At 67.6% G+C, this 13,706-nt stretch carries 14 protein-coding genes; 12 read left to right on the top strand and 2 right to left on the bottom strand.

Annotation, left to right across the window (positions count from 1 at the left end):
• The first annotated feature begins 90 nt into the window (after positions 1-90).
• From prmB to CSC70_RS09910, 8 genes are all read left to right on the top strand, one after another.
• Positions 91-1,020 (top strand): 50S ribosomal protein L3 N(5)-glutamine methyltransferase, encoded by a 930-nt coding sequence (prmB, locus tag CSC70_RS09945; RefSeq protein ID WP_162456484.1) that lies wholly within the window; start codon positions 91-93, stop codon positions 1,018-1,020.
• A 62-nt stretch (positions 1,021-1,082) separates the two neighbouring features.
• Positions 1,083-1,373 carry a GIY-YIG nuclease family protein gene (locus tag CSC70_RS09940; protein WP_162456483.1) on the top strand — a complete coding sequence of 97 codons (291 nt, stop codon included), beginning with the start codon at positions 1,083-1,085 and terminating at the stop codon, positions 1,371-1,373.
• Between the two features lie 75 nt (positions 1,374-1,448).
• The gene (gene aroC / locus CSC70_RS09935) at positions 1,449-2,552 is read left to right on the top strand and encodes a chorismate synthase (protein WP_162456482.1); all 1,104 of its coding nucleotides are present in this window, start codon (positions 1,449-1,451) and stop codon (positions 2,550-2,552) included.
• Entirely contained in the window at positions 2,545-3,558 is a 1,014-nt protein-coding gene (locus CSC70_RS09930; protein WP_162456481.1) for a 2-hydroxyacid dehydrogenase, read from the top strand. Before aroC ends, CSC70_RS09930 begins: the two co-directional genes overlap by 8 nt.
• Before the next feature lie 125 nt (positions 3,559-3,683).
• Complete coding sequence (locus CSC70_RS09925; protein WP_162456480.1) at positions 3,684-4,706, top strand: aspartate-semialdehyde dehydrogenase; 1,023 nt, start codon at positions 3,684-3,686, stop codon at positions 4,704-4,706.
• Positions 4,707-4,760: 54 nt separating this feature from the next.
• Complete coding sequence (locus CSC70_RS09920) at positions 4,761-6,497, top strand: motility hub landmark protein FimV (RefSeq protein WP_162456479.1); 1,737 nt, start codon at positions 4,761-4,763, stop codon at positions 6,495-6,497.
• A complete protein-coding gene (gene truA, locus CSC70_RS09915; protein WP_162456478.1) occupies positions 6,497-7,276 on the top strand; it encodes a tRNA pseudouridine(38-40) synthase TruA in 780 nt (259 codons plus the stop codon). Before CSC70_RS09920 ends, truA begins: the two co-directional genes overlap by 1 nt.
• Complete coding sequence (locus CSC70_RS09910) at positions 7,273-7,920, top strand: phosphoribosylanthranilate isomerase (protein WP_162456477.1); 648 nt, start codon at positions 7,273-7,275, stop codon at positions 7,918-7,920. Before truA ends, CSC70_RS09910 begins: the two co-directional genes overlap by 4 nt.
• Before the next feature lie 140 nt (positions 7,921-8,060).
• On the opposite strand, the gene CSC70_RS09905 is transcribed toward CSC70_RS09910, so the two are convergent.
• Positions 8,061-8,654 (bottom strand): TetR/AcrR family transcriptional regulator, encoded by a 594-nt coding sequence (locus tag CSC70_RS09905; protein ID WP_162456476.1) that lies wholly within the window; start codon positions 8,652-8,654, stop codon positions 8,061-8,063.
• 90 nt (positions 8,655-8,744) lie between these two features.
• On the opposite strand from CSC70_RS09905, the gene CSC70_RS09900 reads away from it, so the two are divergent.
• On the top strand, positions 8,745-9,599 hold the full coding sequence (locus CSC70_RS09900; protein WP_246189382.1) for an alpha/beta hydrolase family protein: 855 nt from the start codon (positions 8,745-8,747) through the stop codon (positions 9,597-9,599).
• A 134-nt stretch (positions 9,600-9,733) separates the two neighbouring features.
• Here CSC70_RS09900 and CSC70_RS09895 read toward each other — a convergent pair whose 3' ends face one another.
• Complete coding sequence (locus tag CSC70_RS09895; protein ID WP_162456474.1) at positions 9,734-10,624, bottom strand: LysR family transcriptional regulator; 891 nt, start codon at positions 10,622-10,624, stop codon at positions 9,734-9,736.
• A gap of 100 nt (positions 10,625-10,724) precedes the next feature.
• Here CSC70_RS09895 and trpB point away from each other — a divergent pair, with 100 nt between their 5' ends.
• From trpB to accD, 3 genes are all read left to right on the top strand, one after another.
• Complete coding sequence (gene trpB, locus CSC70_RS09890) at positions 10,725-11,942, top strand: tryptophan synthase subunit beta (protein WP_162456473.1); 1,218 nt, start codon at positions 10,725-10,727, stop codon at positions 11,940-11,942.
• The gene (gene trpA / locus CSC70_RS09885) at positions 11,939-12,742 is read left to right on the top strand and encodes a tryptophan synthase subunit alpha (RefSeq protein WP_162456472.1); all 804 of its coding nucleotides are present in this window, start codon (positions 11,939-11,941) and stop codon (positions 12,740-12,742) included. Before trpB ends, trpA begins: the two co-directional genes overlap by 4 nt.
• A 71-nt stretch (positions 12,743-12,813) precedes the next feature.
• Positions 12,814-13,704 carry an acetyl-CoA carboxylase, carboxyltransferase subunit beta gene (accD, locus tag CSC70_RS09880; protein WP_162456471.1) on the top strand — a complete coding sequence of 297 codons (891 nt, stop codon included), beginning with the start codon at positions 12,814-12,816 and terminating at the stop codon, positions 13,702-13,704.
• Positions 13,705-13,706: the final 2 nt, after the last annotated feature.

The following is a 13,706-nucleotide window of genomic DNA, read 5'->3' as shown; positions in this document are numbered from 1 at the left end:
TAGCGGGATGCGTCCATGATACCGGCGCGCCCGCACCGGCACCTCTATAATCCGGGGCCGATTCCTGCGCGTCCGTCGCCAAGGCCCGTCATGACCGTCGATCCGGCCCACGAACTGCATACCCTCATCGACCTGATCCGCTATGGCGCCAGCCGCTTCAACGCGGCCGGGCTGAGCTTCGGCCACAGCTACGACAACGCGCTGGACGAGGCCACCCATCTGGTCCTGCACACCCTGCAACTGCCGCCGGACCTGGGCCCGGCCTACGGCCAGGCGCGGCTGCTGGCCAGCGAGAAGGCAGCGATCCTGCAGCTGTTCGAGCGCCGCATCGCCGAACGCCTGCCGGTCGCCTACCTGACCGGCGAGGCCTGGTTTGCCGGACTCAGCTTCAAGAGTGATGCGCGTGCGCTGGTGCCGCGTTCGCCGATCGCCGAACTGATCCTGTCCGGCTTCGAACCGTGGCTGGGCGGGCGACCGGTCCACCGCGCGCTGGATCTGTGTGCCGGCTCGGGCTGCATCGCCATCGCCATGGGCCACTACAACCCGGGCTGGCAGGTGCACGGCACCGACATCAGCGACGACGCGCTGGCGCTGGCCGCCGAAAACAAGGCGCACCTGCACGCCGACAACGTGGAATTCATCAAGTCCGACCTGTTCGCCGGCCTGTCCGGCGCGCACTACGACCTGATCGTCAGTAATCCGCCGTACGTGACCAATGCCGAAACCGACGCCTTGCCGCAGGAATACTCGTACGAGCCCGAACTGGGCCTGCGCGCCGGCGACGACGGCCTGGATCTGGTGCTGAAGATCCTGCGCGACGCGCCGCTGCACCTGAGCCAGGAAGGCCTGCTGATCTGCGAGGTCGGCGAGTCCGAGCATGCCTTGGCACAACTGTTGCCCGACGTCGAGTTCGCCTGGATCGAGTTCAAGGTCGGGCAGATGGGCGTGTTCGCGCTGGAGTGCTCGGAACTGATCGTGCACCACCCGCGCATCCGCGAACTGGCGGACGCGCGATCCTGACAGAGTGAACAAATCGGGGTCGTCGTCCCCGCGAAAGCGGGGACCCATGGATGGGTACGGGCATGAAGCAGCCTGCGGTTTACATGTTGGCAAGCAAGCGCAACGGCACACTCTACATCGGGGTGACCAGCAACCTGGTTGCTCGGGTATGGCAACATCGTGAGCATCTGGTAGAAGGGTTCACTCGTCGTTACGGGGTGACCATGCTGGTGTGGTACGAGCAGCATGCCGTGATGGAGGAGGCCATTCGGCGCGAGAAACAGCTGAAGAAGTGGAATCGTGCCTGGAAGTTGGAATTGATCCGGACATTCAATCCGCATTGGCGGGATCTTTGGGATGACATCAATGGATAGGCGGCAGAGGTGGATTCCCGCTTGAGCGGGAATGACGGGCAAAAGCAAGGGCAAGGCAATGGTTGAGGGCGTATCGTGAATACATTCGGGCATCTTTTCCGGGTCACCACCTTCGGCGAGTCGCACGGGCCGGCGATCGGCTGCGTGATCGATGGCTGTCCTCCGGGGCTGGAGATCGCCCCGGAAGAGTTCGCCCATGACCTGCAGCGCCGCGCCACCGGCAAGAGCCGCCATACCTCGGCGCGGCGCGAGGCCGACGAGGTGGAAATCCTCAGCGGCGTGTACGAAGGCCGCACCACCGGCACCCCGATCGCGCTGCTGATCCGCAATACCGACCAGCGCAGCAAGGACTACGCCGCCATCGCCGCGCAGTTCCGTCCCGGCCACGCCGATTACAGCTACTGGCAGAAATACGGCATCCGCGATCCGCGCGGCGGCGGGCGCTCGTCCGCGCGCGAAACGACGATGCGGGTGGCCGCGGCGGTGATCGCCAAGAAATGGTTGAAGCAGCGCCACGGTGTCAGCGTGCGCGGCTACCTGTCGCAACTGGGCGAGATTCGTCCTCAGGGTTTCGACTGGAACGCAGTCGAGGACAATCCGTTCTTCTGGCCGCATGCCGACCAGGTGCCGGAACTGGAGGCCTACATGGATGCGTTGCGCAAGTCCGGCGATTCGGTCGGCGCACGGGTGGACGTGGTCGCCGCCGGCGTGCCGCCGGGCTGGGGCGAGCCGATCTACGGCAAGCTGGACGGCGAACTGGCGTCGGCGCTGATGAGCATCAACGCGGTCAAGGGCGTGGAAATCGGCGACGGCTTCGCCAGCGTGGTGCAGAAGGGCACCCAACACCGCGACCCGATCACCCCGCAGGGCTTCGTCTCCAACCATGCCGGCGGCATCCTCGGCGGCATCTCCACCGGCCAGCCGGTGATCGCCTCGATCGCGCTGAAACCGACGTCCAGCCTGCGCCTGCCCGAGCGCACGGTGGACGTCGAAGGCCAGCCGGCCGAGGTCATCACCACCGGCCGCCACGATCCCTGCGTGGGCATCCGCGCCACCCCGATCGCCGAGGCGATGGTGGCGCTGGTGCTGATCGACCAGGCCTTGCGCCACCGCGCGCAGTGTGGCGACGTGGGTGAGGTGACGCCGCGCATCCCCGCGCAAGCGCCCGTCGATGACTGAATCGCGGTCGCGGGTGTGGCTGGCGCGACCGCTGTTCGCCGACATCAGCGGCCGGCTGGACGAACATTTCGACGTCATCCGCAGCGAACCGGCCGGCGAACGTTACACCTCGCAGGAAATCGCCGCGCATCTGACCAACGCGCACGGCGCGCTGGTCACCCTGGTCGAGCGCATCGGCGCGGCCGAAATCGCCACCGCATCGAAACTCCGCGCGGTCGCCAATGTTGCGGTCGGCTACGACAACCTCGACATCCCGGCGCTGGGCGAACGCGGCATCGTCGTCACCAATACCCCGGACGTGCTGACCGAAACCACCGCCGACCTCGGCTTCGCCTTGCTGCTGGCCGCGGCCCGGCGCATCACCGAGGCCGAGCGCTGGCTGCGCGAGGGGCAGTGGCGCAGCTGGTCGTTCGACACCCTGCTGGGCCATGACCTGCACGGCAGCACCTTGGGCATTCTCGGCATGGGTCGGATCGGCCAGGGCATCGCCCGCCGCGCCACCGGCTTCGGTATGCGCACGCTTTACCACAACCGCACGCGGCTGCCCGAAGCGGTCGAACGCGACTGCCGCGCCCGCCATGTCGGTTTCGCGGAGCTGCTGGTACAGGCCGACCATCTGCTGCTGGCGCTGCCGTATTCGCCGCAGACCCGGCACATCATCGATGCGGCTGCGCTGGCACGGATGAAGCCGACCGCGACGTTGGTGAACATCGCCCGTGGCGGCATCGTCGATGAGCTCGCGTTGGCCGACGCGCTGGCCCATGGCCGGCTGGCCGCCGCCGGGCTGGACGTGTACGAGGGCGAGCCTGCCGTGCGGCCGGAACTGCTGGCGCTGCGCAACGTGGTCCTGACCCCGCACATCGCCAGCGCCAGCCTGGGTACCCGGCGGGCGATGGTGTCATTGGCGGTGGACAACCTGATCGCTGCACTGGGCTGCGGACCGCGGGCCGGACGCCCGCCGAACGTTGTGAATCCCGGTTTCATCGGCAACCGTCCGGGCGCATGATCCGGGCTTCCGCTATCCTCCGCATCCCCGCAGGAGCGGCGTAAGCCGCGAAAGGGCTTTCATGGGAAAGCTTGATCGCGGCTTACGCCGCTCCTGCGGAACACCCCCACCATTCATCTGACGCAATGAACGAACAACGCCGCTTCAAAGTCGCGGTCGTCGGCGCCACCGGCGCCGTCGGCGAAACCATGCTGGCCATCTTGGCCGAACGCAAATTCCCGGTGTCCGAAGTCGTCGCGCTGGCCAGCGCGCGTTCGGCCGGCGGCGAGGTCGAGTTCGACGGCAAAAAGATCGTGGTCCAGGATCTGGCCACGTTCGATCCGACCGGGGTGGACATCGCGCTGTTCTCCGCCGGTGGCGGGGTGTCGAAGGAGTACGCGCCGAAATTCGCCGCCGCCGGCGTGGTGGTGATCGACAACTCCTCGGCCTTCCGCTACGACGACGACGTGCCGCTGGTGGTCAGCGAAGTGAATCCGGACGCCGCCAGGCAGCGTCCGCGCAGCATCATCGCCAATCCGAACTGCTCGACCATGCAGCTGATGCCGGTGCTGGCGCCGATCCATCGCGAGTACGGCATCGAGCGCATCAACGTGGCGACCTACCAGTCGGTTTCCGGCGGCGGACGCACGGCGATGGAGGAGCTGGGCAAGCAGACCGCACAGTTGCTGAACTTCCAGGATATCGATCCGCAGAAGTTCCCGGTGCAGATCGCCTTCAATCTGATCCCGCACATCGACGATTTCCAGGACAACGGCTACACCAAGGAAGAGATGAAGCTGGTGTGGGAGACCCGCAAGATCCTTGGCGACGACAGCATCCAGGTGAACCCGACCGCAGTGCGGGTGCCGGTGTTCTTCGGCCATTCCGAGGCGGTCAACATCGAGACGAAAAAGAAGATCACCCCGGAGCAGGCGCGCGCGCTGCTGGCCGCCGCGCCGGGTGTGCAGGTCGTCGACGAGCACAAGCCGGGCGGCTACCCGACCCCGGTGACCCATGCCTCGGGCACCGACCCGGTGTACGTGGGCCGGATCCGTGAAGACCTCTCGCATCCGCGCGGGCTCAACCTGTGGGTAGTGGCCGACAACATCCGCAAGGGCGCGGCGCTGAATGCGGTGCAACTGGCCGAATTGGTAGCCGCCGAGGCTTGACGTTATAGTCGTCGCGGGGAAAACCGACAGGGCGCCTGCTTGAGCAACAACGCGATGCGACAACTCGTCCGATGGCTGGCCGGCGGCCTGCTGGCGCTGGCCAGCGGCGCGGCCATGGCGTTGGGCCTGGGCGAGATCCGGGTACTGTCGCAGCCGGGGCAGCCCTTGCTGGCCGAAATCCCGATCGTTTCCAGCGACCCTGCCGAGATGGAGCAGTTGCAGGCGCGATTGGCATCGCCGGCGACCTTCGAGCGGGTCGGGTTGGAACGCCCGCGCGGCCTGGTCAGCGAACTGAATTTCGCGGTGGCGCTGTCCGACCAGGGACAGCCGGTGATCCGGGTGACCAGCGCCGCCCCGGTGGAACAGGCGGCGGTGAACTTTCTGATCGAGGTCGACTGGGGCCAGGGGCGCCTGGTTCGCGAGTACTCGGCCCTGGTCAGTACACCGGAAGCGATGGCGGCGGTGGCGGCACCGGCCGTCGAAGCGCCGTTGCCGGCGCCTTCCAATGCCATCGTGCGCGAACCGCAGGTGGCGGCTCCGGTCGAAACCGAAACGCCTGCGCCTGCCGAACCGCAGCCGACGGCGGCCGCACCACCCTCGGCGCCGGTACCAATACCCGCACCGATCCCCGTGCCCGCCGCCCCGCCGCCGGAGGCTTCGCCCCCAGCGCCAGTCGCGACTGCTGCCGGGCCCGGCGATGCGCTGGCGCCGGTTCGCCGCGGGCAGACGCTGTCCGGCATCGCCAGCCGCCTGAATACCGGCTACAGCCTGGACCAGACCATGCTGGCCTTGCTGCGTGCCAATCCCGAGGCCTTCATCGGTGGCAACATCAACCGCCTGAAACAGGGCGCGGTGCTGCGGGTGCCGCAAACCTCGGAACTGGCGCAACTCGACCGCGCCGAGGCTTCGGCCCTGGTCCGGCAGCAGGTGGCCGAATGGCGGCAGGCGCGCCGTCCGGTGGTGCAGCCGGCGGCGGTGGCGGCCACGACCGCATCCGCTTCGCCGGCCGGGACGGGCGGTCCGATCGATCAGGCGCGGCTGGAAATCGCGCCGCCGGCGGCCGCGGTCACCGACCGTGCAGGTACGACATCCGGCATTCAGGCCGGGGGCGAGGGTGACATGTTGGCGGAACAGCAGTTGCAGCAGGCACGCGAAGACGTCGCGGCACGCGAATCCGAAGTGCAGGAATTGCGTGCCCAGGTGGCCGAGCTGGAGAAGATCAAGCAGCAGCAGGAACAGCTGATCGCGATGAAGGACAGCGATCTGGCCGCGGCCCAGCAACGGCTGTCGCAGACGCAAGGCGGCGAAGGCGTGCCGACCTGGCTGGTCGCCGGACTGGGGCTGATCATCATCGGACTGCTGGCCGGGCTGCTGACCAGCCGCCGTCGCGCACAGGCGGCCGCCGCGCGACCGGCTCCCCGACCGGCTGGAACCTTCGCCGTAAACGCTCCGGTGCGCGGCGAAGACACCGATGCGCCGACCCCGACCGGGCATGACCCCTTCTTCGGTGGCGGCGGGGCGGCGGAAGAAGTCCCGGCCGTCGCCAGCGATGCCGAATGGGAGCAGGCGCATCTGGCCAAGCCGACCTGGCACACCGGCGACGATGCGCTTGACGTGTCGCCGCTGGGGATCGGCGACGCGCCGGAGGGGCATGATCGGCTGGAACTGGCCATCGCCTATCTGGACCTGGGCGACACGGAAACCGCGCGCGACCTGCTCAACGAAGTGCTGGCCGGCGACGACGAACCGGCCCGCCAGGAGGCCGCGCGCCTGCTGCGCGAGCTGGAGTGATGCGCTACGCGCTGGGCGTCGAATACGACGGCAGCAATTTCCGCGGCTGGCAGCAACTGGGGGCGTCCCCGCGGGCGACCGTGCAGAAGGCGGTGCAGGAAGCCTTGTCGAAAGTCGCCGATCACCCGGTCGCCGTGGTCTGCGCCGGGCGCACCGACGCCGGCGTGCACGCGCAATGTCAGGTGGTGCATTTCGACAGCGACGCCCAGCGCGATCCGCGCGCCTGGACGCTGGGAGCGACCGGCAACCTGCCGGCCTCGGTGTGCGTGCGCTGGTGCGTGCCGGTGGCCGACGACTTCAACGCCCGTTTCGCCGCGCGCGCGCGGCGCTACCGCTACCGGCTGATCAATCGCCCGGTGCGGCCGGCGCTGTACCGCAACACTCTGGCCTGGGAACGCCGGCCGCTGGACGCCGGGGCCATGCACCGTGCGGCGCAGGCGCTGCTGGGCGAACAGGACTTCAGCGCCTTCCGCACCGTGCACTGTCAGGCCCGGCATGCGCGCCGGGAGATGCAGCGGATCGAGGTGCGCCGCGATGGCGAGATCATCGAATTCGAACTGCAGGCCAATGCCTTCCTGCATCACATGGTGCGCAACATCGTCGGTTCGCTGGCCGAGATCGGCGCCGGTCGCCAGGCGGAAGACTGGATGGCCAAGCTGCTGGCCGGGCGCGACCGCACCCTGGCCGGACCGACCGCGCCGCCGGAAGGGCTGGTGTTCCTCGGTCCGCTGTATCCTGAGCGGTGGAACCTGCCCGCCGAGGTGACGCTGCCCGCATGAGTCGGACCCGGATCAAGTTTTGCGGTTTCACCCGCGCCGGCGATATCGCCCAGGCGGTCGAGTTGGGCGTGGATTTCGTCGGCCTGATCTTCGCCCCTCGCAGTCCGCGCCGGCTGGACGTACAGCAAGCGCGCCGCTTGCGCGAGGCGGTGCCGGAGGAAATCGGCGTGGTCGCGCTGGTGATGGACCAGGACGTCGACGCGGTACGCGCCATCGTCGATCAGGTGCGCCCGGACCTGCTGCAGTTTCACGGCAGCGAAGACGAGGCGTTCTGCACCGGCTTCGGCCTGCCGTACTGGAAGGCGATCCCGATGGGCGGCGATCCGCAGACGGCACTGGCGCGTCTGCGCGACTATCCCGCGGCGCAGGGTTTCGTGTTCGACGGCCATGCGGCCGGCGAGTCCGGCGGCAGCGGACAACGTTTCGACTGGACCTTGTTGCCGTCGGCGCTGGAACGGCCCGTCGAACAACATGTGTTGCTGGCCGGCGGGCTGGATGCCGGCAACGTGGCGCGGGCAGTACGCGCGGCGCGGCCGTGGGCAGTGGACGTGTCCAGCGGCATCGAATCGGCGCCGGGCATCAAGTCGGCCGAAAGAATGCGCGCCTTCATCGACGGCGTTGCCGCGGCGGATGTGATCCCGTAAAGACCGTCGGACGCAAGCCGTGGGGCGGTACCTGCGAAGCAGGTGCTGCCGCATGGATGAACGCAATGTTTGGAGCGATGTTCGGAAAGGCGGATTTCGGCCCAAAGAGGGTCGCTTGGAAACTATTCTCCTCGCCGCCTCTACTTGATCCGGGATTCTTTAGGTACGCCGACAATCTCTTCCAATCGCCTCGACACTCTGTCGAAGGGATCGATGCTGCGTTGCGCACGGCACAACACAATGGCGCCTTCCACGCTTGCGACGATGAGCGTTGCGAAGTCGCATGAGATCTTGCGGCTGTGACCCTCGGCGACTAGAACCCTGACCAGCATTTGCTCCCATTCACCGAACACCTGTGCCACCGCCATCAGCACGTCGGGCGCCGCCTCGTCGATCGGTTCCTCCACGGCGGCAGCCATCACCGGGCAGCCGATCCTGAAGTCGGAACGAAGCAGGATGTCCCGCCACGCGGCGAGGAAGCCGCGCAACCCCGGTGCGAACCCGGTCTGCAAATGGTGCTCGAGCCCGGCGCCGACACGTGTGCCGGCCAACTGCACCGCTTCGATCACCATCTGATGCTTGCCACCGGGGAAGTGGTGGTAGGTCGAGCCGACGGGTGCGTCGGCGCGCTTGGCCATCTCGCGGATGCTGGTGGCGTTGAAGCCGTGTTGCGCCAGCATGTCGGCAGCGGCGGTGACCAATCGTTGGCGGGAGTCGGATTGGCGCGGGCTCATGGACGACATCCTTGCTAAGACAGTCGTCATAGTCTAGCCTGCCGTTCTATGACAGTCGACATAGAACGATCCCCGCCCCCGTCGCAGCCATTGGCCATCACTTTGACAGCTGTGGACGGTTACGTCTTTGCCGCCACTCGCTATCCGGCGACCGGGCCGCTGCGGGGCCGGATCGTGATGGCCGGCGCCACCGCCGTCCCGCAGGGGTTCTACAAGCGTTTTGCCGAATACGCGCGCGAGCGGGGATATGAAGTCCTCACTTTCGACTACCGCGGCATCGGACGCTCGCGGCCGCCATTGCTGGCGGGTTTCCGTATGGATCTGCTGGACTGGGCTCGGCTGGATCTCGCAGCGGCGGTGGAACTCATGTCCGGCAGCGACGTGCCGCTGTATGTTGTGGGCCATTCCTACGGTGGGCATGCATTCGGGCTGTTGCCTAACCACTCGAAGGTCGACGGCTTCTATGTCTGCGGAACCGGCGCCGGCTGGCACGGGTGGATGCCGCTGGGCGAACGGCTGAAGGTATTGACGTTGTGGTGGATCGTGCTGCCGCCGCTGACGTGGTGGAAGGGCTATTGTCCGTGGAAGCTGCTGGGCATGGGCGAGGATCTGCCGGTCGACGCCTACAGGCAGTGGCGGCACTGGTGCGGGTTCCCGCATTATTTCTTCGACGACCCGGACATGCGCGGCATCGAACGCGAGTATGCGGCCGTGACCACGCCGATCGTCGCCGCCAACGCGCTCGACGACCTGTGGGCACTTCCCGCGTCCCGCGAGGCATTCATGCAGGGCTATCGCAACGCGCCCGTCGCATGCCGGGACATCATACCCGGCGAGCTGGGTGGCAAGATCGGACACATGGGCTATTTCCGCCAGGGTGCGGAACTGCTGTGGGGCGAGATGCTGGCATGGTTTGAATCGCTGCCCGTGCGGATGGCCGCGTGAGGCCATCGCCATCCACCCTGCGCCGACTCAACCGCGTACGGCGGGCTTGAGCCCGCCCTACGATTGCGGCTTGTCGTGGTTTGCGCAGGGTGGGCCTTGGCCCACCTTCTGCATTCGTTGGCTTGATCAGATCACTAGCAGGCCAGCTGCCCGCGTAGCCAGTCGGCCAGTTCCTCGATGCGTTGGTCCGGGTTGTCGCGGCGTACCAGCAGGCGCCAGTGTTCGCCGGTTTCGACGAATCCCCAAGGCGCGGCCAGGCGCCCGTTGGCGATGTCGTCGGCGACCAGCGGTTGCGGGGCGATGGCGATGCCGAGGCCGGCGACGGCGGCTTCCAGCAGGTAGTAGAGGTGCTCGAAGCCGGTACCCGGCTGGATCGCGGCCGGGTCCAGCCCCATGCGCGCCGCCCATAACGGCCAGGCCTGAGGTCGCGACTCGGTATGCAGCAGCGGTTCGCCCAGCACGGCCGCCACGGGCTGTCCGGACAGGGTGGCGCAGGCGGGGAGGCGGGGGCTGAGGACCGGGCCGATCCGTTCCTCGGCCAGTGCGTATGCCTGCCAGCCGGCCGGGCAGGGGCCGTCGCCGATCAGCAGCGCCGCATCCACGCCCTCCAGATCGGTGGTGGCATCGCCGGCATACGGAGACAGGTGCAGTTTCAGGTGCGGCAGGTCGATCGACAGGCGCTCCAGTCGGGGAATCATCCAGCGCGCCAGCAGGCTGCCGGAGCAGCCCAGGGTCAGGTTTTCCCCGCCCTGGCCGTTGCGCAGGTCGCGCACTCCCGCCTGCAGCTGGGAGAACGCACTGCCGGCGATGTCGCGCAGTTTCTCCCCGGCGGCGGTCAGACGCAGCCCACGGCCATCGCGCCGGAACAGCGGCAGGCCCAGGTAGTCTTCCAGCAGCTTCACCTGGCGGCTGACCGCGCCGTGGGTGACATGCAATTCCACGGCGGCGCGGCTGACGCTGGAGTACCGGGCAGCGGCCTCGAAGGCGCGCAAGGCGTTGAGCGGGGGCAGGATGGCCGATTTCATGTGTGATATTTATTCACTAATTTGTCTGAAATTGTCGATTTCCCCTGCATGACCTGTGCGATAAAGTGTGCACTGTCATGAGGCGGTCCAGTGTGTATCGATGGGTACGGTTGATTCAGTGAACTATTACGCATTTCCCGATCAATTGGGACATTTCGGACAATTTGGGGGGCGATTCGTCGGCGAAACCCTGATCGGGCCGCTGCAGGAGCTGGCCGAGGCCTATGACGCGGCGCGGGTCGATCCGGCCTTCATCGCCGCCTTCGACAAGGACCTGAAGCACTACGTCGGCCGGCCCAGCCCGATCTATCACGCCGAGCGGTTGAGCCGCGAAGTCGGCGGCGCGCAGATCCTGCTCAAGCGCGAGGACCTCAACCACACCGGCGCGCACAAGATCAACAACACCATCGGCCAGGCGCTGCTGGCGGCGCGGATGGGCAAGACCCGGATCATCGCCGAGACCGGCGCCGGCCAGCACGGCGTGGCCAGCGCCACCGTGGCCACCCGGCTCGGGCTGGAGTGCGTGGTGTACATGGGCGCCACCGACATCGAGCGGCAGAAGATCAACGTCTACCGGATGAAGCTGCTCGGTGCGACCGTGGTGCCGGTGACCAGCGGTTCGGCAACCCTGAAGGACGCGCTGAACGAGGCGATGCGCGACTGGGTCACCCACGTCGCCGACACCTTCTACATCATCGGCACGGTCGCCGGTCCCGACCCGTATCCGCGCATGGTCCGCGACTTCAACGCTGTGGTCGGGCGTGAGGCGCGCGCACAGATGCTGCAGGACTATGGTCGTCTGCCCGATGCGATCACCGCCTGCGTCGGCGGCGGCAGCAACGCGATCGGCCTGTTCCATGCCTTCCTCAACGATGCCGGCGTGCGCATCGTCGGCGCCGAAGCGGCCGGCGACGGCATCGAGACCGGCCGCCACGCGTCTTCGCTGGCCGCTGGCCGGGTCGGCGTGCTGCATGGCAACCGCACCTACGTGATCTGCGACGACGATGGCCAGATCATCGAGACGCATTCAATTTCGGCCGGACTGGACTATCCGGGTGTCGGTCCCGAGCACGCCTTCCTGAAGGACAGCGGGCGCGCCGAATATGTCGGCGTGACCGATGCCGAGGCGCTGGAGGCATTCCATCGTTTGACCCGCACCGAGGGCATTCTGCCGGCGCTGGAATCCAGCCATGCGGTGGCGCAGGCGATCAAACTCGCCCGCGAATTGCCGAAGGACGCGCTGGTGCTATGCAACCTGTCCGGGCGTGGCGACAAGGACGTGCATACCATCGCCGCACGCGAGGGGATCGTGCTGTGAGCCGCATCGATACCCGATTCGCCGAACTGAAAGCTGCCGGTCGCAAGGCCTTGATCCCGTTCGTCACCGCCGGCGACCCTTCGCTGCAGGCAACCGTGCCGGTGATGCACGCGCTGGTCGAGGCCGGCGCCGACGTGATCGAACTGGGCGTGCCGTTCTCCGATCCGATGTCCGACGGACCCGCCATCCAGCGCAGTTCCGAGCGCGCGCTGCAACGCGGGGCCGGGCTCGGCTTCGTGCTGCGCGTGGTGGCCGAATTCCGCCAGCGCGACGCTGCCACCCCGGTGGTGTTGATGGGCTACCTGAACCCGGTCGAGATCCATGGCGCCGCCCGCTTCGCTGTCGAGGCCGCCGAAGCGGGCGTGGACGGCATGCTGCTGGTCGACCTGCCGCCGGAAGAAGCGGACGACTACCGTACGGCGTTCACCGCGCAAGGCATCGATCTGATCCTGCTGGCGGCACCGACGACCACGCCGACGCGGCTGGAGATGCTATGCCGGCAGGCGCAGGGCTACCTGTACTACGTCAGTTTCGCCGGCGTGACCGGCGCTTCCGACCGGCTCGATACCCAGGCCGCGTCGGCGCGCCTGCGCGACATCCGCCGCGCCAGCGCGGCGCCGGTGGTGGCCGGGTTCGGTATCCGCGATGCCGCTAGCGCGAAGGCAATGGCGGCCGATGCCGACGGCGTGGTGGTCGGCAGCGCCCTGGTCAGCGTGCTGGCCGAGGCGACCGCCCCGGACCAAGCGGCAGCGCACGCGCTCGCCTTCCTGGCGCCGCTGCGTGCCGCGCTGGACGGCTAGCGCCATCAGACAGGTAGGCTAAACTGACACGTTGCCGTTGTCGGCCTACCTGAACGAGAGTTGGCGCGTACATGAGCTGGCTGAACAAACTCAAGCCTTCGGGCATCCGCACCCAGCGCACCGCCAATGGCGGCAAGCGCAACGTGCCCGAGGGCCTGTGGGAGAAGTGCGAAGGCTGCGGCGCGGTGCTGTACGGCCCGGAGCTGGAGGAAAACCTGGAGGTCTGCCCGAAGTGCGGCTTCCACCGGCCGATCCGCGCCCGTGCCCGCCTCGCCGCGCTGCTTGACCCCGGCCACACCGAGGAAATCGGCGCCGAGCTTGGTCCGACCGATGTGCTGAAGTTCAGGGACCAGAAGAAGTACGTCGACCGGATCAAGGCAGCACAGAAGAGTACCGGCGAGCGCGACGCCCTGGTCACCCTGCAGGGCAAGCTGAAGGGCCGCGACCTGGTCGCCAGCGCGTTCGACTTCGCCTACATGGGCGGCTCGATGGGGTCGGTGGTCGGCGAGCGTTTCACGCTGGGCGCCGAGCGCGCGCTGCAGATCGGTTCGCCGTTCGTGTGCTTCTCGGCCAGCGGCGGCGCGCGCATGCAGGAAAGCCTGTATTCGCTGATGCAGATGGCCAAGACCTCGGCCGCGCTGGCGCGGCTGCGCGAGGCCGGGCTGCCGTACATCTCGATCATGACCCATCCGACCACCGGCGGCGTCTCGGCCAGTTTCGCCATGCTCGGCGACATCAACATCGCCGAACCGGGCGCGCTGATCGGTTTCGCCGGCCCGCGGGTGATCGAGCAGACCGTGCGCGAAACCCTGCCCGAAGGCTTTCAGCGTTCGGAGTTCCTGCTCGATCACGGTGCGATCGACCAGATCTGCGACCGCCGCGAACTGCGTGACCGGCTCGCCGGGCTGCTGGCGTTGTTGACGCGGCAGCCGGCGCCGGCGGACGAGGCGCAGACGGCCTGATC

This window comes from Pseudoxanthomonas kalamensis DSM 18571, from assembly GCF_010211745.1.
Taxonomy (GTDB): Bacteria; Pseudomonadota; Gammaproteobacteria; order Xanthomonadales; family Xanthomonadaceae; genus Pseudoxanthomonas_A; species Pseudoxanthomonas_A kalamensis.
The sequence above is the reverse complement of the archived record's forward strand: the minus strand, read 5'-3'. Positions and strand labels throughout refer to the sequence as shown.